This is a genomic window from Nocardia sp. NPDC052316, assembly GCF_044547795.1.
In the GTDB taxonomy this organism is placed as follows: Bacteria; Actinomycetota; Actinomycetes; order Mycobacteriales; family Mycobacteriaceae; genus Nocardia.
The window spans coordinates 1,117,294-1,143,782 of the sequence record NZ_JBIUBB010000003.1; the positions used below are offsets into that span (position 1 = coordinate 1,117,294).

21 protein-coding genes and 1 pseudogene are annotated in these 26,489 nt (G+C 68.1%); 13 read left to right on the plus strand and 9 right to left on the minus strand.

Annotation, left to right across the window (positions count from 1 at the left end; genetic code table 11):
- Positions 1-62 precede the first annotated feature (62 nt).
- A complete protein-coding gene (locus ACIHA7_RS17930) occupies positions 63-491 on the plus strand; it encodes a DoxX family protein (protein WP_397290615.1) in 429 nt (142 codons plus the stop codon).
- 484 nt (positions 492-975) lie between these two features.
- Positions 976-1,428: a universal stress protein gene (locus ACIHA7_RS17935; protein WP_014983412.1), complete on the plus strand. Its 453-nt coding sequence runs from the start codon at positions 976-978 to the stop codon at positions 1,426-1,428.
- A gap of 77 nt (positions 1,429-1,505) precedes the next feature.
- Here the strand turns inward: ACIHA7_RS17935 and ACIHA7_RS17940 are convergent, their stop codons facing one another.
- Both ACIHA7_RS17940 and ACIHA7_RS17945 read right to left on the minus strand, forming a co-directional pair.
- Entirely contained in the window at positions 1,506-3,794 is a 2,289-nt protein-coding gene (locus ACIHA7_RS17940) for a HelD family protein (protein WP_397290618.1), read from the minus strand.
- A 295-nt stretch (positions 3,795-4,089) separates the two neighbouring features.
- Positions 4,090-5,436 (minus strand): diguanylate cyclase domain-containing protein, encoded by a 1,347-nt coding sequence (locus ACIHA7_RS17945; protein WP_397290620.1) that lies wholly within the window; start codon positions 5,434-5,436, stop codon positions 4,090-4,092.
- 256 nt (positions 5,437-5,692) lie between these two features.
- On the opposite strand from ACIHA7_RS17945, the gene ACIHA7_RS17950 reads away from it, so the two are divergent.
- Positions 5,693-6,838 (plus strand): beta-ketoacyl synthase N-terminal-like domain-containing protein, encoded by a 1,146-nt coding sequence (locus tag ACIHA7_RS17950; protein ID WP_397290622.1) that lies wholly within the window; start codon positions 5,693-5,695, stop codon positions 6,836-6,838.
- Between the two features lie 20 nt (positions 6,839-6,858).
- Here ACIHA7_RS17950 and ACIHA7_RS17955 read toward each other — a convergent pair whose 3' ends face one another.
- Positions 6,859-8,565, minus strand: a complete 1,707-nt coding sequence (locus tag ACIHA7_RS17955) for a GAF domain-containing protein (RefSeq protein ID WP_397290624.1) — start codon at positions 8,563-8,565, stop codon at positions 6,859-6,861.
- A gap of 143 nt (positions 8,566-8,708) precedes the next feature.
- Here ACIHA7_RS17955 and ACIHA7_RS17960 point away from each other — a divergent pair, with 143 nt between their 5' ends.
- On the plus strand, positions 8,709-9,482 hold the full coding sequence (locus ACIHA7_RS17960; RefSeq protein WP_397290626.1) for a sigma 54 modulation/S30EA ribosomal C-terminal domain-containing protein: 774 nt from the start codon (positions 8,709-8,711) through the stop codon (positions 9,480-9,482).
- Between the two features lie 36 nt (positions 9,483-9,518).
- On the opposite strand, the gene ACIHA7_RS17965 is transcribed toward ACIHA7_RS17960, so the two are convergent.
- Together ACIHA7_RS17965 and ACIHA7_RS17970 are read right to left on the minus strand one after the other, a co-directional pair.
- The gene (locus ACIHA7_RS17965; RefSeq protein ID WP_397290628.1) at positions 9,519-10,718 is read right to left on the minus strand and encodes a sensor histidine kinase; all 1,200 of its coding nucleotides are present in this window, start codon (positions 10,716-10,718) and stop codon (positions 9,519-9,521) included.
- Positions 10,719-10,725: 7 nt separating this feature from the next.
- Positions 10,726-11,361, minus strand: a complete 636-nt coding sequence (locus ACIHA7_RS17970) for a response regulator transcription factor (RefSeq protein ID WP_107655305.1) — start codon at positions 11,359-11,361, stop codon at positions 10,726-10,728.
- Positions 11,362-11,694: 333 nt separating this feature from the next.
- Between ACIHA7_RS17970 and ACIHA7_RS17975 the strand changes: the two genes are divergently transcribed.
- The 7 genes and pseudogenes from ACIHA7_RS17975 to ACIHA7_RS18005 all read left to right on the plus strand — a co-directional run.
- On the plus strand, positions 11,695-12,744 hold the full coding sequence (locus ACIHA7_RS17975) for a glycosyltransferase (protein ID WP_397290630.1): 1,050 nt from the start codon (positions 11,695-11,697) through the stop codon (positions 12,742-12,744).
- 28 nt (positions 12,745-12,772) lie between these two features.
- The gene (locus ACIHA7_RS17980) at positions 12,773-14,884 is read left to right on the plus strand and encodes a glycogen debranching N-terminal domain-containing protein (protein ID WP_397290632.1); all 2,112 of its coding nucleotides are present in this window, start codon (positions 12,773-12,775) and stop codon (positions 14,882-14,884) included.
- A 163-nt stretch (positions 14,885-15,047) separates the two neighbouring features.
- Positions 15,048-18,104, plus strand: a complete 3,057-nt coding sequence (gene uvrA, locus ACIHA7_RS17985) for an excinuclease ABC subunit UvrA (protein ID WP_397290634.1) — start codon at positions 15,048-15,050, stop codon at positions 18,102-18,104.
- 292 nt (positions 18,105-18,396) lie between these two features.
- Positions 18,397-19,527, plus strand: a complete 1,131-nt coding sequence (locus tag ACIHA7_RS17990; protein WP_397290636.1) for a helix-turn-helix domain-containing protein — start codon at positions 18,397-18,399, stop codon at positions 19,525-19,527.
- 434 nt (positions 19,528-19,961) lie between these two features.
- Positions 19,962-20,528: a hypothetical protein gene (locus tag ACIHA7_RS17995; RefSeq protein ID WP_397290638.1), complete on the plus strand. Its 567-nt coding sequence runs from the start codon at positions 19,962-19,964 to the stop codon at positions 20,526-20,528.
- A gap of 60 nt (positions 20,529-20,588) precedes the next feature.
- A complete protein-coding gene (locus ACIHA7_RS18000; protein WP_397290640.1) occupies positions 20,589-21,380 on the plus strand; it encodes an alpha/beta hydrolase family protein in 792 nt (263 codons plus the stop codon).
- A 65-nt stretch (positions 21,381-21,445) separates the two neighbouring features.
- Positions 21,446-21,571 (plus strand): annotated as a pseudogene (locus ACIHA7_RS18005) (UTP--glucose-1-phosphate uridylyltransferase); the annotation flags it as partial.
- A gap of 59 nt (positions 21,572-21,630) precedes the next feature.
- Here ACIHA7_RS18005 and ACIHA7_RS18010 read toward each other — a convergent pair.
- Positions 21,631-22,350 (minus strand): alpha/beta fold hydrolase, encoded by a 720-nt coding sequence (locus ACIHA7_RS18010; protein WP_397290642.1) that lies wholly within the window; start codon positions 22,348-22,350, stop codon positions 21,631-21,633.
- 108 nt (positions 22,351-22,458) lie between these two features.
- On the opposite strand from ACIHA7_RS18010, the gene ACIHA7_RS18015 reads away from it, so the two are divergent.
- Both ACIHA7_RS18015 and ACIHA7_RS18020 read left to right on the plus strand, forming a co-directional pair.
- Positions 22,459-22,890, plus strand: coding sequence for a helix-turn-helix domain-containing protein (locus tag ACIHA7_RS18015; RefSeq protein WP_397290644.1), 432 nt, complete (start codon positions 22,459-22,461; stop codon positions 22,888-22,890).
- Positions 22,887-23,759 (plus strand): alpha/beta fold hydrolase, encoded by an 873-nt coding sequence (locus tag ACIHA7_RS18020; protein WP_397290646.1) that lies wholly within the window; start codon positions 22,887-22,889, stop codon positions 23,757-23,759. The genes ACIHA7_RS18015 and ACIHA7_RS18020 overlap by 4 nt, the downstream gene beginning before the upstream one ends.
- A gap of 23 nt (positions 23,760-23,782) precedes the next feature.
- Here the strand turns inward: ACIHA7_RS18020 and ACIHA7_RS18025 are convergent, their stop codons facing one another.
- From ACIHA7_RS18025 to ACIHA7_RS18035, 3 genes are all read right to left on the minus strand, one after another.
- Positions 23,783-25,375 (minus strand): FAD-dependent monooxygenase, encoded by a 1,593-nt coding sequence (locus ACIHA7_RS18025; protein ID WP_397290648.1) that lies wholly within the window; start codon positions 25,373-25,375, stop codon positions 23,783-23,785.
- A gap of 43 nt (positions 25,376-25,418) precedes the next feature.
- On the minus strand, positions 25,419-26,033 hold the full coding sequence (locus ACIHA7_RS18030; protein ID WP_397290650.1) for a TetR/AcrR family transcriptional regulator: 615 nt from the start codon (positions 26,031-26,033) through the stop codon (positions 25,419-25,421).
- A 113-nt stretch (positions 26,034-26,146) separates the two neighbouring features.
- Positions 26,147-26,488 (minus strand): DUF1844 domain-containing protein, encoded by a 342-nt coding sequence (locus ACIHA7_RS18035; RefSeq protein ID WP_397290652.1) that lies wholly within the window; start codon positions 26,486-26,488, stop codon positions 26,147-26,149.
- Position 26,489: the final 1 nt, after the last annotated feature.

The following is a 26,489-nucleotide window of genomic DNA, read 5'->3' on the forward strand; positions in this document are numbered from 1 at the left end:
AAGGGCTCGGGAATACCTCCCGGAACCCTTAGTTGAATGTTGCACTACCTACTGTCGGCCAAATGAGGGAGCTGGACATGGATGTCGTGGTGTTGATCGGACGGGTGTTGTTCGCGGTGTTGTTCCTGGGCTCGGCGCTCGGTCACGTCACGCAGACCGAAGCGATGGCGGGTTACGCGGCGAGCAAGGGGGTGCCGATGGCGAAGCTCTCGGTGCTCGGCTCGGGCGCGCTGTTCGGTCTCGGCGGGCTGAGTGTGCTGCTCGGTGTGTGGGCCGATCTCGGTTCGCTGCTGCTCGCGGCGCTGCTGCTGGTGACCGCGGTGCTCATGCACCCGTTCTGGAAGGAAACCGATCCGGAGGCCAAGCAGGGCGAAATGGTCAACTTCAACAAGAACGTGGCACTCGCCGGCGCCGCGTTGATGCTGTTCGCGTTCTTCGCGCACGTCGATGACCTCGGATTGACCATCACCGGACCGCTTTTCGACCTCTGATCTTGCTTGCCGCGCTAATATTGCGCGTCCTTTTTACCGCAGGAGAGGAACGCATGGACATCATCGGAGCGATTCTGGGCTTATTCTGGGCGAACTATCGGCCGTGGCCGTAATGGCACGCTAGTCCCAGGCTCGGACGGCCCGTCCCGGTGCGAGATTCGCGCGTCGAGACGGGCTGATGTCTGTTCGATCGGCGCTGGTGTGTGACGAATATCCCAGGGGCACAAGATCGTTCACGGGTGTTGTGCTCGGTCACAGTTTACCGGCCGGGCAATTGTGTCCGTGCTGGTTGCCGATGCCCTTCTCGCATTTCCTGGCGAACGTGTGGCGCCAATACCAGGACACCCCCGATGTGATGTGTCGCGATTGCTGTTACTTCCGGTCCGTTTGCCGCTAGGGTCGGATCCAAGTCGCTGCGCCGGGGCACGTCTTGGTATGGAACCCGGACGTAGGCACCCCTGATAACGCACAGTTGGAGGAGAGAATGACCGCCTACCGGACCATTGTTGTCGGTACTGATGGCTCGGACTCGTCGTACGTCGCCGTCGAGAAGGCCGCCGCACTGGCTGGAGTGTCCGCCGCGACCCTGGTCATCGCGTGCGCCTACTACCCGACCGACGATCGCGACGTGGCCGCCGCCGCCGATGTGCTCAAGGAAGAGGCCTACCAGGTGCGCGGGTCCGCCCCCACCAACGAGATCCTGCGCACCGCGCGGGACAAGGCCGCGGCCGCGGGCGCGGTGGACATCGTCGAGCGCGCCGTGGTCGGCGAGCCGGTCGAGTCGCTGCTCACGCTGACCAAGGAAGTGGACGCCGATCTGCTCGTGGTCGGTAACCGCGGGCTGAACACGCTGACCGGTCGCCTGCTCGGCTCCGTCCCGTCGGACGTCGCCCGCAAGTCGCGCTCGGATGTGCTGATCGTGCACACCGTTCGCTAGCCGAACTTCGGAGAGCTCCGCATCGCACCGGGTGTGATGCGGAGCTCTCGCGTTTCAGTGCGTCTCTGTCAACCCTGTCAACGCAGCGCGCGCAATACCTCCGGCAGCTCTTCGCTGTGCACCACACCCAGCCGCTGCGTCGCGCGGGTCAGCGCCACGTACAGGTCGTTGAGTCCGCGCGGTGATTCGTCCAGGATCGCTTGCGGCTCCACCAGATACACCGCGTCGAACTCCAGCCCCTTCACGTCGTGCACGGTCAGCACCCGCACCGATTCACCGGCGAGCTCGCCCAGCTCCTCGACCAGTGCGTGCGGCGCGATCACCGCGGTGGTGCCCGGCCCGGTCTCGCCGGCGACCAGCTTGGCGATCTGATCGCGCACGTCGCTCACGGCGACCCGGTACCCGCGCGGCGGATTTCCGCTGTCGCGCACCGAGCGCGGCGCCGACGCCGCCGGATCGATCGCGGCGAGCACGTCCGCGGCCACGTCCATGATCTCGGCCGGAGTCCGGTAGTTCACGGTCAGCTCGGTGAGCTTCCACCGTTTGGCCACATACGGTTCCAGCACCCGCTGCCAGGACGAGGCGCCTGCCGGGTCACCGGTCTGCGCGACATCGCCGACCACGGTGATCCAGCGATTCGGGATGCGCCGCATCACCATGCGCCAGGCCATCTCCGAGAGCTCCTGCGCCTCGTCCACGATGACGTGCCCGTAGGTCCAGGTGCGGTCGCCCGCGGCGCGCTCGGCGGTGGTCTGCCTGGTGCGCACGTCCTGGCGTTCGGCGAGCTGGCTCGCGTCGATCAGGTCGTAGGCCATCAGGATCTCCGGATCGAGGTCGTCCTCCAGATCCTGTGGCGCCGAACCGGTCAGGATGTCGAGCGCGTCCTGCGCCTCGGCCAGCTGCGCCCGCCAGCGGCGCCGGGCACGCTCGCGCTCCTCGGTGTCGTCGACGCCGAGCAGCTCGGCCAGCTCGTCGAGCAGCGGGGCGTCGGCGGCGCTGAACTCGCCGTTGTCCGGACGCACCAACTCGGCGCGGTCCTCGGCGGACAGCGTGCTCGCGACCCGGTCGAGCCGCTTGGGGTCGGCCAGCAGATCGGCGAGCACATCCTGCGGGGACAGCAGCGGCCACAGCGTGCCGATGGCCTGCTGGATCTCCTGGTCGGCCCGCATTTCGTCGCGGATCTCGGCGATGTCGGTGCGGCTCAGCAGACTCGGCCCACCCGACAAGTCGGCGCCCATGGTCTCGGCCAGCTGATCGGTGAGCGCGTCGACCACCGCGCTGATGAAGATCGGCCTGGCCAGATTGTGCGGGCGACGCGAGGAGCGCGCCCGGCCGCGGGCCTTGGTGGCGATCTTGCGGTCCAGGGTGACCGGGTAGCCGTCGAAGCTGAGCCGGATCGGTGCGGCCGGTACTTCCTGCCGGTCACGGACCGCCTGCTTGAGCACCTCCAGCATGTCCAGCGAGCCCTTGATCTCGCCGGCCCGCAACGAATCCTCCCTGGTGGCTTTCACACCCGGGTAGAGGTCGCCGATGGTGGACAGCAGGACGCCGGTCTCACCGAGCGAGGGGAGCACCTGGCCGATGTAGTCCAGGAAGGTGGCGTTCGGCCCGATGATCAGCACACCGCTCTTGGCCAGCTGCTGCCGGTAGGTGTAGAGCAGGTAGGCGGCGCGGTGCAGCGCGACCGCCGTCTTGCCGGTGCCCGGACCGCCCTGCACGACCAGCACGCTCTTGTGTTCGGAGCGGATGATCGCGTCCTGCTCGTGCTGGATGGTCTCGACGATGTCGTTCATGTGGCCGGTGCGGGCGGCATTGAGCGCGGCCAGCAGCGCGCTCTCACTGCCGACCCCGCCGTCGTCGTCGGTCGCGCCTGCCCGGCGGGCGGCCTCCAGATCGAGGTATTCGTCGTTGATCGCGGTGACGCTGCGGTTGCGCGAGCGAATGTGCCTGCGCCGGGTCACGCCGTCCGGCGCTGCCGTGGTGGCCAGGTAGAACGGGCGGGCCAGCGGGGCGCGCCAGTCCAGCAGCAGCGTCTCGTAGTCGTCCTTCTCGTCGAGGATGCCGAGCCTGCCGATGTAGCGGTACTCGTCGGCCAGATCGATCCGGCCGAAACACAGACCGTGTTCGGCCGCATCGTATTTGGCCAGATCCTCGGTGTAGAGCGCGCTGAACGATTCGCGCTCGCTGCGCGCCTGCGGGGTGCCGCCGGATTCCAGCAGCACGGTGCGCAATCGGTTGCGTGCGTACTCGCGCATCTCGTCGAGCCGGTCGTACAGCACCGAGAGGTACGCCTGCTCCTGCTCGGTCTCGCGGGTCAGCTCCGGCGCGCCGTCACTGGCGGCACGATCCTGAGTGAGGTCGGACAAACTGAACTCCTTCACCGCGATGAGCCGAGCGAACGCTACACGCGCACGGCAATGCGCACGCGAACGCTCGGAAAACAAGGTTGTCGAGTCTACTGCGATTGCGGCGGGCTCGCCGTAACCGCTGGTGTACCGGGGATCGCGTCGCCGGCTAGCCGTGCTGTGCTGTGTTCGCCGATCAGCGGTGAGAAATGCGCGACCACCGGAAAAGGCTCATAGAAGTGATGCAACAGCTCCTTCCACTTCAGGTATTCCGGCGACCCGCGAAAAACCTTCCACGTGATCGCTGAGCCGCTTGTCAGGACGCGTGCGTGCTGTTCGGCCTGCGTCCCTGGCTGACGGCGCCTTCGCGGTGCCCGGTCGGCTTGGCCCGGTACATCGCCAGGTCCGCGTCGTGCAGCACGGCCTCGGGGGTGCGGCGGTCGCCGACGGTGAGCGGGGTGACGCCGATCGAGGCATTCACCTCGATCCGGTGCCCGCGCGCGATGATCGGCTCGGCCATGGTCGAGCGCAGCCGGCCCACCAGCGCGTCGATGTCGACTCGCCGGGTGCGCCCGGACAGCAGCACCAGGAATTCGTCGCCGCCGAGCCTGCCGACGAGGTCGTCGCCGCGCAGCGCGCGCTGCAGCCGTTGCGCGACGATCTGCAGCACGGTGTCGCCGATGGCGTGCCCGAGCGTGTCGTTGATCGCCTTGAACCCGTCCAGGTCGATGAAAAGCACGGTGGACACCGGCAGGTCCTCGCTGGTGGCCAGCGCGCCGGCCAGTTGGGACAGGATCAGCGAACGGTTCGCCAGCCCGGTCAGCGAGTCGTGCGTGGCCTGGTATTCCAATTGCCTTCTGCTGGCCCGGAATTCGGTGATATCGGCGAACGAGGACACCGCCGAGGAGCGCGAGTCTCCCGGGTTGAGCAGGCGGCTGCTGCCGGAGAGCCAGCGCCGCTGCCCGTCGGCCCGGTCGACGCCGAAGACGTAGCCGGTGATGGTCTCGCCGGTGGCCAGCGTGCGGGCGATCGGGTGCCGGGTGGGCGGCAGTGGTTGCGCGTTCGCGTCGAGCAGGGTCATCGGCAGGGACTGGATGGTTTTGCCGATCAGCTCGTCGTCGGAGCCCGCGCTGCCGAAGATGCGCATGGCGGCCGGGTTGGCCGACTCGATGCGTCCCTCCGGGTCGATCACCACCACGCCCTCCTCCAACTGGGAGACGACCGTGGTGAAGTGCTGTTCGGCCAAGTGCTGTGCGGCTTCGGCGTGTCGCTGTGCGGTGAGGTCGTGGATGACCACCTGGTAGGCGAGTCGGTCGTGCCATGCGGTGAGTACCGAGACGGTCTCCACCGGCACCGGCACCCCATCGAGCCGGACCAGGGTCATCTCCGTCGGGTTGGAAGCGGCGCCCTTGGTGGTGAGGTGGCTGATCCGCTCCAGCATCCCCGGGACCGAGCCAGGATGGACGAACTGGGTCAACGGCTTGCCGATCACCTCTTCGGCGCTGTCGGCGGCCAGTAGCCGGACGGTAGCGGGATTGGCGTAGACGAGGACGCCGCGCTCGTGCACGCAGATGCCATCGGGTGAGTGCTCGACCAGCGAACGGTAGCGCTCAGCCAACTGCTCGGCAGCGTCGACCGCGGCGGCTACCTTGTCCTCACCCACTCGAACCCCCGATCGTCGACCCGATTATGGCCATTGGAAGATGGGATTATTCTGGTGCCGACGTGTAGCAGAGCACAGCGTCGACGCTATTGCCTCGATCACAGTTTCGGTTTTGAATCGGGCTCTGCCTGGTGATCATTACAGAACCTGTGCCTCAGGAATTATCTGTTACACCGCAGATCGGCTGCGGCAGCGGTGAAGGAGCGATGCTATGCCGGGTGACAACCCGAACGACCGACACCAGCATCAAGATCATATGACGTTCGCCGGGATCGGTGCCGTCACCGCGTACGGCTGGGGTCGCGAGGCGCTGTGGCAGGGACTGCTCAGCGGTAAGTCGGCGGCCTCGGTGAAATCGGGCTACGGGCCCGGTCGCGACGAGGATGCCTGGGTTTCGCTGGTGCCCGAGGGCGGCGACCCGACGGTCGGCGCCAGCCGATACGGCCGGGCCATGCACGAGTCCGCCAGAGAAGCCATCACCGACGCGCTGGCCCGCGGCTGGCAGCCCGGCCGCACGGTCGGGTTGCTGCACGCGATCGTGCTCGGCGATGTCGTCAACTGGCGCGACTTCTACCTCATCGATCACGGCCATCGCCGATCCCGCGGCTACCTGCCGCTGATCCCGTCCACCCCCATCTCGGTGCTCATGCAGGAGTACGGGTTCCACGGCCCGGCGATGAACGTGTCCGCGACGTGCAGCTCCGCCAACGCCGCGCTGATCACCGCGCAACTCTGGCTGGACGCGGGTATCGCCGACGACGTGGTGTGCGTCGCCACCGATTTGTCCGGCACACCCGACATGGTCGAACACTTCGCGGGCATGGGCGCCGCGGTGACCGACACCGAACCGCTGGACGGGTGCCGCCCGTTTCAGGAAGGCACTCGCGGCTTCTGCTTCGGCGAGGGGTCGGTGGCGTTCGTGCTGACCCGCTCGGTGCAACGGCCCTACGCGGCGGTGCTCGGTGGCGGCATGAGCAACGACGCCTATCACGTGGTGTCGGTCGACCCCACGCACGAGCAGATTCGCGACTGTGCCAGGCGTGCGCTCGCCAACGCCGGTGTGGCCGCGGCCGAGGTGCGCTATTTCAACGCACACGGCACCGGTACCCGGCAATGCGACGAGGCCGAACGTGACCTGCTGGCCACCATCTTCGGCGACCAGCCGCACATCTATGCGCTCAAGCCGCTGGTCGGTCACTGTCAGGGCGCGTCCGCCGGTGTCGAGGTGGCCGTGGCCGCGCTCGGCTACGAGCGCGGCATCGTGCCCGCGGCGCCGATCGTCGCGGCACCGCATCCGCGGCTGCTGGACGGACCGCAGCCGTTCGAGGGCGGGATCACCGCGAAACTGTCGCTGGGGATGGGCGGCAACAACTCTGTCGTGCTGCTCGGGCCCGCCGAGTGAGGTCGGCCGCACGCGCTGGTTCACGGCAGCGGCACCGACCAGCACAGCCTGGTCCCCGGCATGGCGTCGTCGGTCGTGTTCCCGGCGGGGCCGACGGTGAACCGCCCGTCGGCCTTCTCCGCGCGCTGCTCCAGATTGCGTAGTCCGCTGCGCACCACGTGATTCGGGATGCCCCAGCCGTTGTCGGTCACCGCGATGGTCAGATCGTCGTCGACACTGATCTCCACCGCGACAGTATCCGCCCCCGAGTGCCGGACCGCATTGCTGACCGCCTCGCGCACCACGGCTTCGGCGTGATCGGCCAGTTCGGCTTCCAGCACCGACAGTGGGCCGGTCACCGAAAAGGCCGACCGCAGTGGGGTTTCGGTGGTCTGCTGGCGGATCGCCTGTTCGATCCGCTGTTGCAGCGTATTGCCGTGGCCGCCGTGCAGGTCGAAGATCGAGGTGCGGATTTCCTGCACCACCTCTTGCAGGTCGTTGACCACGGTCGAAAGGCGTTGCCGCACTTCGGGAACGGTCGCCCGGGTCACCGCGCCCTGCAGGGTGATGCCGACCGCGAACAGCCGTTGGATGACGTGGTCGTGCAGGTCGCGTGCGATCCGATCGCGGTCGGCCAGCAGATCCATCTCGCGCATCCGCAGCTGCGCGTCGGCCAGTTGCATGGCCAGCGCGGCCTGATCGGTGAACGCGGCGGTCAGCTCGACCAGTTCGTCGGAGTACGGTGCGGCGCCGACCGGCCGCACCGTGGTCAGCACACCGAGCGTGCTGTCCGGTGTGCACAGCGGCAGGATCAGCAGCGGCCCGGCCTCGGGTAGCGCGAGGCCGACACTGATCGCGCCCGCGTCGTCGAAGCGCAGCGGGGTGCGCCGGGTGAACGCCTCGCCTAGCGCGGTGCCCTCGGTCTGCACGGCCTTGTCCGCGTATCCCGCACCGGGACCGCACCACTGGGTGACCGCGAGCTCGCCTGCTTCGTCGGGACCGGCGAGGAAGGACTGGTGCGAGCCGGTCAGCGTGCGGGCGTGCTCGACCACGTGCGCCAGCACATTGGCGGACCGGTTACCCGCCAGGAATTCGGTGGCGATATCGCGGGTCGCCGCGATCCAGGCCTGTCTGGTGCGGGCCGATTCGTAGAGCCGCGCGTTGTCCACCGCGATGCCCGCGGCGGCCGCGAGCGCCTGCACGAGGACGTCGTCATCGTCGGTGAACGGTTGCCCGCCCGCCTTTTCGGTCAGATAGAGACTGCCGAACACCTCGCCGCGGATCCGCACCGGCACCCCGAGGAAGGTGTGCATCGGTGGGTGGTGCGCCGGAAGGCCAACGGAGGCAGGGTGATTGGTGAGCTCGTCGAGTCGGAGCGGTTTCGACTGGTTGAACACCACGCCGAGCACGCCGTGGCCCGCGGGCAAACGCCCGATGGCACTGCGTGTTTCGTCGTCCATGCCCTCGTCGATGAACTGCACAACCTGCTGGTCGTGGCCGCGCACGGCGAGCGCGCCGTAGCGGGCGTCGACCAGGCTGGTCGCGGTGCGCACGATGGTGCGCAGGGTCTCGTCCAGATCCAGCCCGGAGGTGACGGCGAGCATCGCCTCGACCAGGCCGTCCATCCGGTCGCGCGAGTCCAGGATGAGTTCGACGCGCTCCTTGACCTCGCTGAGCAGCTCGCGCAGCCGCAGTTGCGAGAGGGTGTCGCGCACGGAGTAGGGGTCGGTGCCGTGGTCCTCGGTCATCTCGGTTTCCCCTTGTGGTGCGCGCGTGAACTGCGCCTTGCGCCAGTCTAGTTCGCCTTTGGGGGACTTTCGGCCCTGTTCGCCGGTGCATTGCGATGGTGGTATGGGGCGACCGGGTCGAATTCGAAGTCAGGGCGTGTCACATGAAGTCGTCGGGGTTGCTGCATCCGTCCACACCACAACATTGGCTGACCGCGAGTGATCTCGATCTGGCGGTGACCACGGTCGGGGCGGTGCCGGACGTGGACGTGACGCGGGCGGTCCGGGCGATCGGCCGGGTGCTGCGCCGCCACCATCTCGACGCGGCGACCAGGGTTCGGGTCACCGCGCCGCCGGAGATCGACGCGGTGACCGTCGTGCAGGCCAATGTTCGTTGCCTCGGTGTCGCCACCCGGGTGCAGGTGACCGGGCCCGGCGGGTTCGCGGTCACCTTCGCGGCCGAGCGATTGGACCGGCAGCTGGCCAGGCTGGCGACGGCCGAGAGCCGGGACTGGCCGGACCCTGCCCGCCCGCCGCTGGCTCAGGTCACCGAGCCGCGCCCGATCGTGCGCCGCAAGCCGTTCGAGCTACTCACCGGCACCCCCGCCGAGGCGACGGCGGTGATGGACGCGATGGACTACGACGCGTACCTGTTCACCGACGGCGCGACCGGCGTGGACGCGGTGGTGGCGCGGGGCGGCCCGCTCGGTGTCCGGCTGTCCCGCCAGGATGCGGTGACGAGCGGGCCGCGCCGGACGAATTCGCTACCGATCACGGTGGATCCGGAACCCGCTCCCGTGCTGGACGACGATCGAGCCGCGCGGATTCTGTGTCATCACGGCCTGCCGTTCCTGTTCTTCACCGACGCGATCGACGGGCGCGGACGGCTGCTGTATCGGCGTTACGACGGCGATCTGAGCCTGGTGGAACCGGTCTGACGGCCACCGGTCCCCAGGTGGGCCGCCTCCACTCGGTCAGCTCAGCGGGGCCGACCAGAGCACCCGCGTACCCCCGTCCGCAGCGCGCTCGACGCTGCACCACCCCTCCGATTCGCCGGCTCGCTGCGCGAGATTGGCCAGCCCGCTGGCGGTTACCTCGTCCGGCACGCCGGAACCGTTGTCCTGCACCAGGATGGTCAACTCGTCAGCGACGGTGATCTCGATGGTCACCACGTCGCCACCGGAGTGCCGCACGGCGTTGCTGACCGATTCGCGCACAACGGCTTCCGCGTGCTCGGCCAGCGCGGAGCCGACCACCGACAGCGGCCCGTCGACGCGCAGCCGCGCCCGGATCGCGGTCGCCGCGGTCTGCTGCCGGATCGCATCCTCCAGGCGTCGCCGCAGCGAAGCGCCCGTACCGCCGTGCAGATCGAAGATCGTCGTGCGTATCTCGTGCACGATCTCCTGTAGCCGGTCGATCTCGTCCGAAAGCCGTTGCCGGACTTGCGGATCGTCGACCCGTGCGGCCAGACCCTGCAGCCCGAGCCCGACCGCGAAGACGCGCTGGATGACGTGGTCGTGCAGGTCGCGCGCGATCCGGTCGCGGTCGGCGAGCACATCGAGTTCCCTGGCTCTGCGCTGCGCCTCGGCGAGCTGCATGGCCAGCGCGGCCTGATCGGTGAACGCCGCGGTGAGCGCGACGAGCTCGTCGGAGTACGGCGCGGCTCCGGCCGCGCGCACGACGATGAGCACACCGAGCACGACCCCGGCCGTGTGCAGCGGCAGGATCAGCGCGGGCCCGGCCGCGCCGACCGGCGCGCCGAGGTCGACGCCCTGCGCGTCGCCCAGGTGCACCGTCGTTCGTTCGGCGAAGGCCTTGCCCGTGGCGGTGCCGGTGAGCCGCACGACGCGCTCCGCGTCCGGTGCGGCCGTCCGCGACCATTGTGCGACAACGAGTTCGGTGGCCTCCTCGGGCGGGATGCCCGGCTCGACCACCGCGAGGATCGCCTGCGCCGACTCGGTCAACGTGCGCGCGTGCTCCACCACCTGCGCGAGCACCTGCTGCGATGCGGTGCCCGCCAGGAACTCGGTGGCGATGTCCCTGGTCGCCTCGATCCACGCCTGCCGGGTGCGGGCCCACTCGTAGAGTCTGGCGTGGTCGGCGGCGATGCGGGTCGCCGTGTCCACGATGGCGCGCAGCGTGTCGAGCACCGAGTACGGCACGGCGTCGGTCATGACGCGTTCAGCGCTCGCCGAGCTTGCTGGCCAGCACCGCCGCCTGGGTGCGCCGCTCCATGCCGAGCTTGGCGAGCAGCCGCGACACGTAGTTCTTCACCGTCTTCTCGGCCAGGAACATTCGCGCCGCGATCTGCCGGTTGGTGAGCCCTTCGCCGAGCAGAGCGAGCAGCCGACGTTCCTGTTCGGTGAGCCCGGCCAGCGGGCCGTCGTCGTCCGGGGCGCCGTCGCGCAGCCGGGCCCGCAACGCGGCGGCGGCCCGGTTGTCCAGCAGCGAGCGGCCCGCCCCGACCGCCTTGATCGCGGCGGCCAGCTCCATGCCCTTGATGTTCTTCACGACGTAGCCGCTGGCCCCGGCCAGGATGGCGTCGAGCATCGCCTGGTCGTCGGTGTAGGAGGTGAGAATCAGGCAGCGCAGCCCCTCGACCTCGGCCAGCAGATCGCGGCACAGCTCGATGCCGTTGCCGTCGGGCAGTCGCACATCGAGCACCGCGACCGCGGGGCGCAGCACCGGGATTCGCGCCATCGCCTGCGCGACGTCGCCCGCCTCGCCGATCACCGTCAGCTCCGGATCGCCCTCCAGCAGATCGACCAGTCCGCGCCGGACGATTTCGTGGTCGTCTACGAGAAATACCTCGAGCACGGCGGCCTCCCTGTCGTCGTTACGCCGAAACGAGCCTGCGCGAATTCCTCGAGTAGAGAACGAGGTTCCGGGTAAGCTTGCAATGAAGTCAACCAGAGGGGCCGTGGGCAGCGGAGCCATAAGGCTCATATGTACGTGGGAACTCGAGATGACATATTCAGCGACACTAGATTTCAGCGCGATCTTCGGATCGCCGCGCACCTGTCCGGGATGCGGATCCAACGCAGTCGATGCCTTTGATGAACTACCCGATATTTCGGTGCGCTGCGGCGGTTGCGGCGCACAGTGGGGTTCCGCCGAGGAAGGCCGAGGCGTCGAAGAACGCAGGCTCCCATGAGAATCGGGCAGATAGTTCCGCCATGGGTACCGGTACCACCGCCCGCCTATGGCGGCACCGAATCGGTAGTCGCCAATCTTTCCGTCGGCCTCGACATGCTCGGCCACGACGTGCACCTTTTCACGGTGGGTGAATCCACCTGCCCGGTGCGGCGATATTCGCTGTATGAGCATCCGACCAGTCAGATCGGCGTCGGTGAAGCCGAGCTGATGCACGTGCTCGCCGCCTACGAGACGTTGGCCGATGTCGACATCATCCACGACCACACCTCACTCGGCCCGTTCGTCGGCGCCATCCAGGACGGACCGCCGGTCGTGGTCACCAACCACGGCCCGTTCTCGGAGATGCGGCAGGAACTGTTCCGCTCGATGGCGCGCCATGCGCACATCGTCGCGATCTCCGAGTCGCAGCGGCGGATGGCGGGCAGCGTGCCGATCGCCGAGGTGATCCATCACGGAATCGACCTCAACACCTACAAATACGGCCCCGGCGGCGGGGGATACGTGGTGTTCGTCGGCCGGATGAACGAGGAGAAGGGTGTACACCGCGCGGTGCAGATCGCCCGGCTCGCCCGGCGCAAACTGCTCATGATCACGAAGATGCGCGAACCCGAGGAACGTCGCTACTACACTGAGCGGGTGCGTCCGCTGATGGGCCCCGACGACCCCGAACCGCGCGAGGAACCGACCGCGCGCCGGGTCGAGCTGGTGCGCCATGCCGACGCGTTGATCAATCCGATCGAATGGCCCGAACCGTTCGGGCTGGTAATGGCCGAGTCGTTGGCTTGCGGCACACCGGTTCTCGCGTTCCCGAACGGCGCGGCCCCGGAGATCATCGACCACGGCAGGACCGGATTCCTCTGCCGCGACGTCAACGAGATGGTGGACGCCCTGGACAAGGTGCACACGCTGGATCGCCGGGCCTGCCGCACGTCGGCCGAGCAGCGGTTCGGCAGGCTGCGGATGGCGCGCGACCACGAGCGGCTCTACCGCCGCATCGTGGCCGAGCGGACGACCCGGGTCATGGTGCCCACTCCGGTGGCGTGAGTTCGCCGAGCGCCCCCGGGGCTCGCGCGTGACCCATCCGTGGGGCGACGGCTCGGATACGGAGGCACCGACGGCCATCAACGCTGGGGTCACCCTCGTCGAGGGCTCGACCTTCTGCATCAGCGACGTCAACGGCTCGATCACGCCGAATCGGGCGGCGGGCTTGTTCGTTCGCGACACCAGGGTGCTGTCGTACTGGCGGCTCACCGTGGACGGATTGGAGCCGCAAGCGCTGACGGTGCGTTACGACGAGCCGTACAGTGCGACGCTGCTTGCCCGCACCGCGCCGCGCGCGGGGACCGCCGACAGCACCGCGCTGGTGATCGTCGGCAGGCATGTCGGCGACGGCATGCGCGAGGACCTGGTGCTGCGCAACCTGTCCAGCGCGCCGCTCGACTGCGCGATCAAGCTGGAGGTGGACGCCGACTTCGCCGACCTGTTCGAGGTGAAGGAGGGGCGCACCGGCCGCGAGCAGGTGCTGGTCACCGCGGCGCGGGCCACCGACGGCGCCCTCCGGATCGGTCGCGAAGAGCTGGGCATGGCGGTAACCGTCAGCGGCAGCGGAGCCACCGCGTCCGGCCGCGAATTGTGTTGGCAGGTGAGCCTTCCCGGCCGCGGTGAGTGGTCCACCTGCATCGAATATCTGCCCGCGCTCGGGACCGACAGCACGCCGCCGCGCTACCCCTGCGGCACCCCGGTGAATCGCAGCGCCCCCGCGCAGCGGCTGCGCGAGTGGTACGCCAACTCACCGACCGTGCACACCGAGGACGAAACCCTCGCCTCCGTGCTGCAACGCACCCTCACCGATCTGGGCGCGCTGCGCATCTTCGACCCCGAACACCCCGAGCGCGCGGTGGTGGCCGCGGGCGCGCCGTGGTTCATGGCGCTGTTCGGCCGGGACTCGCTGCTCACCTCCTGGATGGTGCTGCCGCTGGACCGCAGGCTGGCCGTCGGCACGCTGCAGAGCCTGGCCGATCTGCAGGGCAAGAAGGTGCACCCGACGACCGAAGAGCAGCCGGGCCGGATCCCGCACGAGGTGCGCTTCGGCCGGGCGGCGACGCTGCTGCTCGGCGGCGGCACCGCCTATTACGGCACCGCCGACGCCACGCCGCTGTTCGTGATGCTGCTCGGCGAGCTGTACCGGTGGGGGCTGGACGCGCGGATCCGCGACGACCTGTTGCCGCACGCCGATCGCGCGCTGGAGTGGATCGAGCGCTACGGCGATGCGGACGGCGACGGTTTCGTCGAGTACCAGTGCGCCGCCGAACACGGCCTGGCCAACCAGGGCTGGAAAGACTCGTGGGACGGGGTGAACTTCGCCGACGGCACGCTGCCCGAGGCCCCCATCGCGCTGGCCGAGGTGCAGGGCTACGTCTACGCGGCGTATCTCGCGCGGGCCACGCTCGCCGCGGGCACCGGCGACCACCGGGCCGCGGAGCGCTGGCGGGGCAAGGCCGCACACTTGAAAACCGCGTTCAACGAGGCGTTCTGGCTGCCCGACAAAGGCTGGTACGCGATCGGCCTCGACCGGGACAAGCGGCCGATCGACGCGCTCAGTTCCAATATCGGGCACTGCCTGTGGACCGGGATCATCGACGACGACAAGGCCGCGCGGGTCGCCGACCATCTGCTCTCGCCGGAGATGTTCAGCGGCTGGGGGATCCGCACGCTGGCCACCTCGATGGGCGCCTACAACCCGGTCAGTTACCACAACGGCTCGGTATGGCCGCACGACAACGCGATCTGCGCCGCAGGCCTGATGCGCTACGGCTTCACCGACCATGCGAACCGGGTGGTCTCCGCCGTGCTCGACGCCTCGACCCGGTTCGGCCATCGGCTGCCCGAACTCTTCTGCGGATTCGACCGCGCCGAGTTCGACATCCCCGTGCCCTATCCGACGTCCTGTTCGCCGCAGGCCTGGGCGGCTGCCGCACCGTTGCTGTTTTTGCGTACCCTGTTGAGACTGGAACCGAGCGTTCCGGAGGGGGTGCTGTCGGTCGCACCGGTGGTCCCCGCTCGCTATCTGCCGCTACGCGTCGGCGGACTGCGGGTCGGCTCGAATGTGCTGTCGGTCACCGTCGACGCTGAGGGCTGGCAGGTCCGCGGTCTGTCCGGTGACCTGCGGCGGACCGAGCACTGAGCCCGGCGGAACCCACCGCGATATCGCCGGCGCGAGCGCCGTTGTAGCTGGTACACCTCGCGCGAGCGAAACTTGTCGGTGGGCGCGTTTAGCATGACGGCCGGATATGTCTTCGACGCCGTTTGTCGGTTCATCTGAACACGATCGAGAAGGGAAACACCTGGTGGCGGAACGCCTCACTGTGCGCGGAGCTCGGGAGCACAACCTGAAGGGGGTCGACCTCGACCTGCCCCGCGACAGTCTCATCGTGTTCACCGGACTGTCCGGCTCCGGCAAGTCGAGTCTGGCGTTCGACACGATCTTCGCCGAGGGGCAGCGGCGGTACGTGGAGTCGCTGTCGGCATACGCCCGGCAATTCCTCGGGCAGATGGACAAGCCCGACGTCGACTTCATCGAGGGGCTCTCGCCCGCGGTGTCGATCGACCAGAAGTCGACCAACCGCAACCCGCGCTCGACCGTCGGCACCATCACCGAGGTGTACGACTACCTGCGCCTGCTGTACGCGCGCGCGGGCACCCCGCACTGCCCGGTGTGCGGCGAGCTGATCGCCAAGCAGACTCCGCAGCAGATCGTCGACCAGGTGCTCGCCATGGAGGAGGGCATCAAGTTCCAGGTGCTCGCGCCGGTGGTGCGCACCCGCAAGGGTGAGTTCGTAGACCTGTTCGACCAGCTGAACACCCAGGGCTACTCCCGGGTCCGGGTCGACGGCGTGGTGTACCCGCTGACCGATCCGCCGAAGCTGAAGAAGCAGGAGAAGCACGACGTCGAGGTGGTCGTCGACCGCCTGTCCGTCAAGCACAACTCCAAACAGCGCCTCACCGACTCGATCGAGACCGCGCTGCGGTTGGCCGACGGCATCGTCGTGCTCGACTTCGTCGACCGGGACGAGCATGCGCACGATCGGGAGCGCCGCTTCTCCGAGCGACTGGCCTGCCCGAACGGGCACCCGCTCGACATCGAAGACCTGGAACCCCGGTCGTTCTCGTTCAACTCGCCCTACGGCGCCTGCCCGGACTGCACCGGGCTCGGCATCCGCAAAGAGGTCGACCCGGATCTCGTGGTGCCCGACCCGGCGCTGAGCTTGAACGACGGCGCCATCGCGCCGTGGTCGCGCGGCCAGACGGCCGAGTACTTCACCCGGCTGCTGTCCGGCCTGGCCGAGGCCGTCGGCTTCTCGATGGACACCCCGTGGGAAAAGCTGCCGCTCAAGGCGCGCAAGGCCGTGCTCGAGGGCAGCTCCGACCAGGTGCACGTCTCCTACACCAACCGGTACGGCCGGAAGCGTTCCTACTACGCCGATTTCGAGGGCGTGATGCCATTCCTGCAGCGGCGCATGGAGAGCACCGAGTCCGAGCAGATGAAGGAGCACTACGACGGGTACATGCGCGACGTGCCGTGCCCCGTCTGCGACGGTGCCCGGCTGCGCCCGGAGATCCTCGCGGTCACCATCAACGCCGGCGGCGACAACAAGTCCATCGCCGAGGTCAGTGACCTGTCCATCGGGGAGTGCTCGAAGTTCCTGAACTCGCTCACGCTGGGCGAGCGGGAGGCCGCGATCGCCGGGCAGGTGCTCAAGGAGGTGCAGGCGCGGCTCGGGTTCCTGCTCGACGTCGGCCTGGAGTACCTGTCGCTCTCGCGGGCCGCGGCGACGCTGTCCGGCGGTGAGGCGCAACGCATCCGGCTCGCCACCCAGATCGGCTCCGGGCTGGTCGGCGTGCTCTACGTGCTCGACGAGCCGTCCATCGGCCTGCACCAGCGGGACAACCGCAGGCTCATCGAAACCCTCACCCGGCTGCGCAATCTCGGCAACACGCTGATCGTGGTCGAACACGACGAGGACACCATCCGCGCCTCCGACTGGGTGGTCGACATCGGCCCGCTGGCCGGCGAGCACGGCGGCCGCGTGGTGCACAGCGGTCCGTACCAGGAGCTGCTCACCGAGCCCGAATCCCTCACCGGTGCCTACCTTTCCGGCCGCGAGCGGATCGAGCTGCCGCTGGTCCGGCGGCCGATCGACAAGAAGCGACTGCTCACCGTGGTCGGCGCGACCGAGCACAACCTGCGCGGCATCGACGTCAACTTCCCGCTCGGTGTGCTCACCGCGGTCACCGGCGTCTCAGGGTCCGGCAAGTCGACGCTGGTCAACGACATTCTGGCGACCGTGCTGGCGAACAAGCTCAACGGTGCGCGGCAGGTGCCGGGCAGGCACACCAGGATCAAGGGACTGGACGACCTGGACAAGCTGGTTCAGGTGGACCAGTCGCCGATCGGCCGCACCCCGCGCTCCAACCCGGCCACCTACACCGGCGTGTTCGACAAGATCCGCACCCTGTTCGCGTCGACCACCGAGGCGAAGGTGCGCGGCTACCAGCCGGGCCGATTCTCCTTCAACGTCAAGGGCGGTCGCTGCGAGGCCTGCTCCGGTGACGGCACCCTGAAGATCGAGATGAACTTCCTGCCGGACGTGTACGTCCCGTGCGAGGTCTGCCACGGTGCCCGCTACAACCGGGAAACCCTCGAGGTGCACTACAAGGGCAAGACCATCGCCGAGGTCCTCGACATGTCGATCGAGGAGGGCGCGGAGTTCTTCGAGCCCATCAGCTCCATCCACCGCTACCTCAAGACCCTGGTCGACGTCGGCCTCGGCTACGTCCGCCTCGGTCAGAGCGCCCCCACCCTGTCCGGTGGCGAAGCCCAGCGCGTGAAACTGTCCGCCGAACTCCAGAAGCGCTCCACCGGCCGCACCGTCTACATCCTCGACGAGCCGACCACCGGCCTGCACTTCGAAGACATCCGCAAACTCCTGAAGGTGATCAACGGCCTCGTCGACAAGGGCAACACCGTCATCGTCATCGAACACAACCTCGACGTCATCAAGACCGCCGACTGGGTGATCGACATGGGCCCCGAAGGCGGCTCCGGCGGCGGCATGGTCGTCGCCGAAGGCGCCCCGGAAGACGTTGCCGCCGTAGCCGAAAGCTACACCGGCCAGTTCCTCCGCGAAGCGCTGGCAGAGGCCGAGGCACCCGCCGAGAAGACGCCTGCGAAGAAGGCGTCGGCAACCAAGGCGGCCGCCACCAAGGCGGCCGCCACCAAGGCGGCCGCGAAGAAGGCCCCCGCGAAGAAGGCCACCAAGGCGGCCGACAAGCCGACCGAGGCACAAGCGGCAGCAAAAACCGCCACCAAGCGTTTGGCGCGCAAGGCCGCCGCACTGCGCTGAGCACAATGCGCCCCGGTTGCCTGCTTAGTCGCAGGCAGCCGGGGCCTTCAGAACTCTCGCGCCGAATCCGGCCTCACTCGCCCGGCCGCTATCAACACCCGCCGGGCGGCCGCCTTACGCGGGCATTCCTCTATTCGGCATCCGCGATGCCGCTGCATAGTCCAATGCGCATCGGATTCTGGCGCGCCTGTGCCGCCGCCCGCCGCTTCGCCCGCGCCAGGGATAATGGCATCGGTAGTGGCATCGGGCGACGATCGCACCGTATGCCGCGCGGCCCTGGAATGATCGACCTATGCGCAGCAGTACCGGACATCTCATCCGGGAACTTCGTCTGGCCAAGGGCTGGTCGCAAGGCAGGCTCGCCGATGAACTATGTCATCGTTCTGGAACCAATATAAGTCGTGAATACATATCTCGCCGTTGGGAATCCGGCGTGACCGAGCCTGCGCCGTGCTGGCTGGCGCACCTGGCCGCCGTGCTGGATTGCCCGACCGACATGCTGGCGACCGATGTGCGTCGGCGCGAATTTCTCTCTCATCTCGGCGCGACGGCGATCGCGCCGGTGGTGGCGTCGGAGCTTTTGGCGCAAGGGTTTTCGGCGCGGTTGCACGCCACCGGGCCTGATGTCGAAGCATGGGAAGACCGGCTGGTCACCTATGGGACCGACTACATGAGCATGGGCGCGGCCGAGATCCAACGCCGACTGGCTGCCGATCTCGTTGTCCTGCAACAACAACTGGACACGCCGCGCCTGTGGGCGGTCGCCGCGCGGCTGATGACGCTCTACGCGAAGATCTACCCGGGCTCAGATGGTAACAAGGCCGTGAACTGGTATCGGATGGCTGCCGAAGCCGCCGACCGATCGGGGGATACGGCTATGCGCGTGTGGGTGCGTGGTCGCGCCGCCATCGCCCTCGGCTATGAAGGCGCCGCCTTACCCACGGCGCATATATTCGCCGATCAGGCCCTCGACATCACCGACCGGCCGAGCCTGGGCAGGCTCAATGCCACCTGGGGCAAATCGCACGCGGCGGCAGTGCAGGGCGACACTGGTACCGCCCGCCGCTTGATCGCGGACGGCCGCAGCGCATTCGATCGGTCCGGATCCGATGAGCAGACATCCGACTATGCGGTGCCCTGGTGGCGCGTGAATGTCTTTCTGTCCCTGCTGGCGGCGCGTCTAGGTGACGAACGCACCGCAGTGCGCGCCCAAGATGACGCACACGCCGAACTCCCCGCGAGCTTGCCTCGCTTCGCTACCCATCTCGCGATGCATCGCGGCTTGATGCTGGTTCGTGCGGGCGACAAATCCGAAGGTGTCCGCTTGGCCCGCGCGGCCCTGGATGCTCTACCGCCCGAGAAGCACTCACTTACGCTGCGCATGCTGATGGATGAGATCACCGGTAGCGGTCCGGCCGTGTGATAAAGCGCTTTGTGGCGCGATGGCAGTTACTTCAATAATTTAGAAGTACTGTTTGTCGGGGAATTCCTTTCTGGGTCAGGGGGATTGGGGAGGGGTGGGCTGGGGGTTTGGGGGTCCCCAGTTGGGTGCGTTCACGGGGGGTAATCGGTGTGTTTTCATGGGGAAGTATGAATCTTATTCGTCGGGCTGCGGCTCGGTATCTTGTTTCGGGTGTAATCGCTACGGTGGCAATGGGTTTCGTTGCATTGCCTAGTTCTTTCGCGGAGCCGGGGCCGCCGGGGGTGACGGCTCCGCCCGGTGCGCCGAGTACGCAACCGGTACCGCTGGAGCCGGATCAGCAGTCGCGGGTGTATTTCAAAATTCCGGTGGCCAATGAATTCGTGCGGATGCAGACGCGGTTTACGGTGCAGCCGAAACCGGCGCGGGTGGGGACGATGTTTTTGTGGCCTGGACTCGAGCCGCGGGAAGGGGGGAGAAACTACTATCCGATCGGGCTCGGGGTGCTGCAGCCGGTGCTGACGTGGGGGCCGGCTTGCGCGCCGGTGCAGCAGCCGCCGACCTACTCGACGTGGTGGATTTCCGGGCAGTACGTCAACGTGTACTCCAATGATCCGCGCTACCGCGGGTGTCACTCGGGGCGCGCGATGTCGGTAAAGGTGGGGGAGGTGCTCGAGATGGACATCGCCCTGGACCAGTCGACCGGCTTATGGACGCAAACCATTACGGGACAATCGGGTTCGGTGCGTTACTCGATCAATCTGCGTAAGCAGGCCCAGAACATGGCGTTGTTCGCGATCGAACCGTGGGACAACGCGCGACTCGCCGATCGGCTGGTGTTCTCCGGCACCACGCTCACTTTCCGCGACGAAGCCCCGCAGAGCTGTCTGAACCCGGAACTCACCTACACCGGAACGGGCGGCACCATCTCCCCGCCGACGGTCGACGGGCGGCGCTGCCACATCGACACCGTCACCGTCAACGTCCCGCGGAGCGCGGCGTAACCGCTTCCGCTGGTGGCGAAATCGGTTCCGGCCCGCGGCGTGCGGATCTACCGTGACGGCATGGACTCACCGATCACGGGCACCGCCGCGGGCGTGCCGTTCACCGCGCTGCCGCCGACCGGCGCCGCCGCCGCGCCGCTGATCGTCACCTGGCACATGCTGGACGCGCCGAGGTCGGATGCGGCGTTCGCTGCCGCGTTGCCGATGGAGGGTCTGCCCGCCTGGCGGGTGCACCTCGGTATGCCGATGTGCGGTGCGCGGATGGTCGACGGCAGCATGGACGCCGGTCTGGAGTTGATACGCGAGGACGTCCTGATGTCGTTTCTGCACGCCTTCGTGCAGCAGGCGACCGAGGAGTTCCCCGCCGCGCTGGCGTCGATCCGGGAGCAGCTGCCGGTCGGCGCCGGCCCGATCGGCGTGCTCGGCGGTTCCCTGGGCGGTGCCGTCGCGTTGCGGGTCCTGGCCGAGACCGAGGTGCCGATTTTCGCGGGCGCCGTCGTGAACGCCGCCATCCGGATGAGGTCCGTGGTCGACCTGTTCCCCGGCGACTATCCGTACGATGCCGAGTCCGAGAAAGCCGTCGACAGTTTGGATTTCATCGCCAAGGCAGGTGTCCTCGCCGGTCGCGCACCGCTGCTGGTGGTCAGTGGCGAGGAGGATCATCCCGCACTGCGCGCGGACGCGCTCGAGCTCGTGGACGCGATCGGCAACAGTGCCGAACTGCTGTCAATCCCCGGTCTGGCGCATCCACTCGCCGAAGAGCCCGGCATCGAACCCGCACCCCAGCTGCCGACAGCACGCGCGGTGGACGCGGGTTTGACGGCGTGGTTCCGACGCCACCTCCCGGCCTGAGCCCCCCACCGGCTGTCTGAAAGCCGCAGCACCCGCGGGTAGGCCAGCCGTCGGCTCGCGCCCGTCTGAGCCGTCCGCAGGTTGCGCGGGTTTCGGCCGTAGTGCCCGCCGCCAGGCTGGGAACGCGGTTCCTGCCCGCGACCAAAACGGTGCCAAAGGAACTCCTCCCGGTGGTCGACACCCGCGGCATCGGGATTCGCACCGACTCTGGGTGCCCCGGAGCGGGTGCGGATCCCGAGAAAGAGTGCGGCTATTCCGCTGTCCGGTTGGCGACCGTGTGGATCAGGTCGGCGAGTTCTTTCGGCTTGGACCACATGGGCCAGTGGCCGGTGGGGAGGTCGATGTAGTCGGCGTCGATGCGGGCCAACTCGGTGAAGTCCGGGACTTCGCCACTGTCACGGAACTTCTTGGCGAGTTCGGCGGTGATGCTGTTGCAGATGATGGTGGTCGGTATCGAGAGGCGTGCGGGCGAGTCGCTGAGTTCCAAGGGTCCTGCGGCGATGGTGGTCGGTTCGCCGATGGCTCGTTCGCGGAAGCGATTCAGCGCGGCCTCGTCCAAGCCTTCGAGGCTGTTGCCGGTCTCCTCCAGTTGCGGCCAGTCGGGGAGCGGCCATTCGGGGCCGAGTTCGGCGAGTGCGGGATTGATGGCGAACCCGGCGGGCAGCGGCGCGGAGTCGACGTAGATCGCGCGGTGGAATCGGCCCGGCGCGCGGTCGGTGGCGAGGTAGGCGGGTGCGGCACCGCCGGAGTGGGCGACGAGCACGGCGGTCTCCGCGGCAGGGACGGCGTCGATGATCGCCTGTGCTTGCGTGGCCAGCGTGGCCGAGAGCCGTTCGGGATCAGCGGGATCCAGGCCGGGCAGGGTGAGTGCTCGAACGTCGTTGCCGCGCTCGCGCAGGTCGGCGGCGACCTCGTCCCAGGCCCAAGCGCCGAGCCAGAATCCGGGGACCAGAACTATCCGTGTAGCCATGGGCCTACCTTGCCTTACCGCGTTGGCATTCGCGAGCCGACGCAATGCTCGCTATTTTCCCTAAAATTCCCTATTGTGCTAACTGGTAGGGAAGTTTAAGGTAATGCAGTGAATGATCGCCTCTACTCCGTAGAACAGGTCGCCGAACGACTCGGCCTGCATGTCCGCACCATCCGCAATTACGTGCGCGACGGGCGGCTCACCGCGGTCCGGATCGGTAAGCAGTACCGGATCGCGCACGAGGATCTGGAGGCCTTCACCGGCCGTCCGGTGCCCGCACCGCTGCGGGAGACGGTCGAGCGGCAGCGGCACGCCGAGGTGTCGAGCATCGTTCAGGTCGACGCGGTCGATCCCGGGATGGCCGATCGGCTGGCCACGTTGCTGATGGGCGCGGCCAACACCCGGTCGTCCGGTGACGAGCCGCTGCGCATCGAGACGATGTACGACGCGGAGCGGGCGCGGCTGAAAGTCATTGTCCTTGGCGGCCTTGCGGACACGGCCCGGCTGTTCGACTACATGGAAGGGGTGCTCGCATCATGAGCGAGCAGCGGATCTACAAGTCCGAGAAGGGCGCCGCGCAGATCCGGCAGCGTTACGCGGAACTATTGGCGGCCTGGCCGGTGCCGGCCGAGCACCTGCGCGTGCCGACCCGCGAGGGCGAGACCTTCGTCGTGGCGTCCGGCCCGCAGGACGCGCCACCGCTGCTGCTACTGCACGGCTCAGGCGCGAACGCGACGATGTGGCGCGGCGATATCGCCTCCTGGGCAACGCATTTCCGTACCTACGCGGTCGACCTCATCGGCGAGCCCGGCGGCAGTGCGCCGTCGCGTCCGCCGCTCGACTCCGACCGGCTCGCGCAGTGGCTCGACGAGGTGCTGGAAGGTCTTGGGCTCAGCACGATTTCGGTCGTGGCGACGTCGCTGGGCGGCTGGGTGGCCCTGGACTACGCCATCCGGCGACCGGAACGGATCACCCGGCTCGCCCTGCTGTGCCCCGGCGGCATCGGCGCGCAGAAGATGGGCTGGCTGCCGAAAGCCTTGTTCCTGAGCCTGTTCGGACACCGCGGTGTCCGGCGGACCGCCCGCACCATGACCGGCCTCGACGTGCCGCTGACCGAGCAGACCCTGGATGAGATCGTCCTGACCTTCACCCAGTTCAAGCCGCGCACCGAGCGACTCCCGCTCTTCTCCGACGACGCGTTGCGCGGACTGCGCATGCCGATGCTGGTGCTGGTCGGTGCCCGCGACGTGATGATCGACTCCGCGGCCACCGCCGAACGCGTGCGCCGGTGCGTGCCGAACGCGACGGTGCACGTGCTCCCCGACGTCGGCCACGCCATCCTCGGTCAGACCGAAGCGGTAGCCGATTTCCTCCTCGAACGGCGTGCGCCCGAGCCCGCCCACTCCTGACCCAGGTCGCGTTGTGCCTCGGGTCAGTTTCTGGGTACGCCGAACCAGCGGGTCAGCGCTTCGCGCAAGCGTTCCGCGTCGGACTGCGCAGCGCCGTCGGCCGCCCACGCCACGTACCCGTCCGGCCGGATCAGCAGCGCTGCGGCGGGTGCGTCGGCAGTGGTCGCGACCACGGTGTCTACCCGGTCGCGCCAACCCGCCGCCACATCGGCGTAAGCCCCGACCCCGGCACCGCCGCGACCGCTGTCAACGGCATCGTCGTTCGTGCCGGCACCGTTGAGCGTGAGCAACACCGGCCGCGCCGTCCGCAGCACCTCCGCGACCCGCTGTGTGCCACCGCCGATTTCGAGGGTGAGGTCGGGCACCATCCGCCCGGCCAACGGGTGGTCGTCGCCCACCTCGTAACGGGTGTCCGAGCCGGACATCAACCGGGCGATATAAGCGGTGTTCTCCGGCTGGCACAGCATCTCGTCGAGCAGTGTGCGCAACGCGGTGACCTCGGGACCCGGTGCGAAGAGCGCGGTTTGGGCCAGCGAGCTCATCATGACGCGGACCCCGACCGGATGCCGTTCGGCGTGGTAGGTGTCCAGCAGGCCGTCCGGTGCCCACCCGTTGATCTCGGCGGCGAGTTTCCAGCCGAGGTTGGCGGCGTCTTGCAGGCCGAGATTGAGGCCGGGCCCGCCGATCCCGGAGTGCACGTGCGCGGCGTCGCCGAGCAGGAACACGTTGCCCGACCGGTACCGCTCGGCCTGCCGGGTGTTCTGATTGTCGATGCGCCGCAACGCGTGTGGTCCCGGCCCGCGCGGCGCCTCGATCGGCAGGTCGACGCCGAGCACTCGCCGGACACCCGCGCGCAGTTCCTCGATGGTCATCGGCGTGCCCTCGGAGACCGGCTCGCCCCCGAACTCCATGCTCGCGACGAGTGGTCGTCCCGGTTCGAGTTCGGCGAAGACGAAGCCGCCGCGTTCGAGTCGGTTGTGTCCGAACGGAAGTCGCCCGAAACCGGGCACCTCGACGCCACCGTCGGCGGTCCGCAGCTCGTCGGGCAGCCAGACGTGTCCCATCCGCACAATGCTGTCCGTCGCGGTGTGCCCGGGAAATTCGATGCCGGCCTGCTTGCGGACCAGGCTCTTGCCGCCGTCGGCGCCGACCAAGAAGGTGGTGTCGAGTCGATAGTCGCCTTCGGGCCCGGCCACCGTGACGATGACGCCGCCGTCCTGCTGGGTCGACTCGGTGAGCCGATGCCCCCATCGGACCTCGACACCCAACCCGCGCACCCACTTCTCCAGCAGGCGAACGAGTTTCGGCTGCGGAATCGCCAAAATGGCCATCGGATTGTCGGTCAGCTCGGCGAACGACAACCGGAGCCCGGCGAAGAAGTACCGGGGGAGCGGCTGCGGCGCACCGGGCGCACCGCCGAACTCGTGGTAAAGCCCGCGCATGTCCAGTAGTCGAATCACTTGACCGACAAGACCGTTCGCCTTCGGCTCGGCGCTCGGCGCGGCCAGCTCCTCAAGCACGATCGCGTGCACACCGGCCAACGCGAGTTCACCGGCGAGTAGTAACCCGTTCGGTCCGGCACCGGAAATGACTACGGCGGCAAAGTTTTCAGGCATGACAAATACACCCCTTGTTCGATGATGAGTTTCTGGTGGTGGATCAGCGCGGCGGTTCGGGCAGCCCCGCGGTGACTTGGTCGAGGGCGCGGCGCAGCAGCGGGGCGATGGGGACCGGCGGGTCCGCGTGCGCGTAGGCCACCATGGCGGCGTCGATGACGGTGCCGATCACGCCGGTCACCAGCCGGGGATAGACATCGCGGAGCGGGTCGGTCCCGGTGCGCTCCGCGATCAGCTCGAGCCAGTCCTCGGCCGCTCCGGTGAACAGCGCGGCGCGTAATTCGGGCGCGCGGAACAGTTTTCGGACTTCGGCCAGTTGTGCGGCGGTGGGGACGCGGAACTCGGCCTGTTCGGCTTCGAGCGGCTCGAGCAGCGCCGCGGTGAGCGCGCTCCAGAGCGGTTCGTCCGCCGGGCGTTCGCGAAACGCGACCAGGCTGCGGCGGATCCGGACCGACTGCCGGTAGATGATCGCGTCGTACTTGCCGGTGAAGTAGTTGTTGAAAGTGCGTACCGAGACGCCGGCTCGCTTCGCGATGTCCTCGCGGGTGACGTTGTCCAGGCCGCGCTCGAAGGCGAGCTCCAGCGCGGCGTCGCTGAGCGCCATGCGGGTATCGAGTTTCTTGCGTTCGCGCAGACCGAGCACTTCGTCATCCGGCATGCCACCAGCCTACGGCAAAAACTTGCCCGGCGGGCAAAATTTCCCACCGGGCAAAATTATCGGCGCCGGTGCACCGGCGGAGCGCAGGTCACCGCCGCGAACGTGCTGCGGACTCAGTAGACGGGCCCCGTGTACTTCTCGCCCGGCCCCTTACCCGCCTCGTCCGGGTGCGCCGACGCTTCCCGGAACGCGCGCTGCAACGACTGCAACCCTTCGCGAATCGGCCCGGCGTGCGGCCCGAGGTACTCCACCGACGCCGTGACCAGCCCGGCCAGGGCCGTGATCACCCGGCGCGCCTCGTCCAGATCGCGCCGCGTGCTGGTCTCCGGATCCTCGTCCGCGAGCCCGAGCTTCTCCGCCGCCGAGCTCATCAGCATCACCGCGGCCCGGCTGATCACCTCCACCGCCGGGATGTCGGCCAGTTCGCGCACGGAGTTGTCGAGCTCTTCAGTCATG

What these genes read in the sequence shown, in the direction of transcription:
- ACIHA7_RS17930 (WP_397290615.1), top strand. Translation starts at nt 63, where the DNA reads ATGAGGGAGCTGGACATGGATGTCGTGGTGTTGATCGGACGGGTGTTG.
- ACIHA7_RS17935 (WP_014983412.1), top strand. Translation starts at nt 976, where the DNA reads ATGACCGCCTACCGGACCATTGTTGTCGGTACTGATGGCTCGGACTCG.
- ACIHA7_RS17950 (WP_397290622.1), top strand. Translation starts at nt 5,693, where the DNA reads ATGACGTTCGCCGGGATCGGTGCCGTCACCGCGTACGGCTGGGGTCGC.
- ACIHA7_RS17955 (WP_397290624.1), bottom strand. Translation starts at nt 8,565, where the DNA reads ATGACCGAGGACCACGGCACCGACCCCTACTCCGTGCGCGACACCCTC.
- ACIHA7_RS17960 (WP_397290626.1), top strand. Translation starts at nt 8,709, where the DNA reads ATGAAGTCGTCGGGGTTGCTGCATCCGTCCACACCACAACATTGGCTG.
- ACIHA7_RS17965 (WP_397290628.1), bottom strand. Translation starts at nt 10,718, where the DNA reads ATGACCGACGCCGTGCCGTACTCGGTGCTCGACACGCTGCGCGCCATC.
- ACIHA7_RS17975 (WP_397290630.1), top strand. Translation starts at nt 11,695, where the DNA reads ATGAGAATCGGGCAGATAGTTCCGCCATGGGTACCGGTACCACCGCCC.
- ACIHA7_RS17990 (WP_397290636.1), top strand. Translation starts at nt 18,397, where the DNA reads ATGCGCAGCAGTACCGGACATCTCATCCGGGAACTTCGTCTGGCCAAG.
- ACIHA7_RS17995 (WP_397290638.1), top strand. Translation starts at nt 19,962, where the DNA reads ATGTTTTTGTGGCCTGGACTCGAGCCGCGGGAAGGGGGGAGAAACTAC.
- ACIHA7_RS18000 (WP_397290640.1), top strand. Translation starts at nt 20,589, where the DNA reads ATGGACTCACCGATCACGGGCACCGCCGCGGGCGTGCCGTTCACCGCG.
- ACIHA7_RS18010 (WP_397290642.1), bottom strand. Translation starts at nt 22,350, where the DNA reads ATGGCTACACGGATAGTTCTGGTCCCCGGATTCTGGCTCGGCGCTTGG.
- ACIHA7_RS18020 (WP_397290646.1), top strand. Translation starts at nt 22,887, where the DNA reads ATGAGCGAGCAGCGGATCTACAAGTCCGAGAAGGGCGCCGCGCAGATC.
- ACIHA7_RS18025 (WP_397290648.1), bottom strand. Translation starts at nt 25,375, where the DNA reads ATGCCTGAAAACTTTGCCGCCGTAGTCATTTCCGGTGCCGGACCGAAC.
- ACIHA7_RS18030 (WP_397290650.1), bottom strand. Translation starts at nt 26,033, where the DNA reads ATGCCGGATGACGAAGTGCTCGGTCTGCGCGAACGCAAGAAACTCGAT.
- ACIHA7_RS18035 (WP_397290652.1), bottom strand. Translation starts at nt 26,488, where the DNA reads ATGACTGAAGAGCTCGACAACTCCGTGCGCGAACTGGCCGACATCCCG.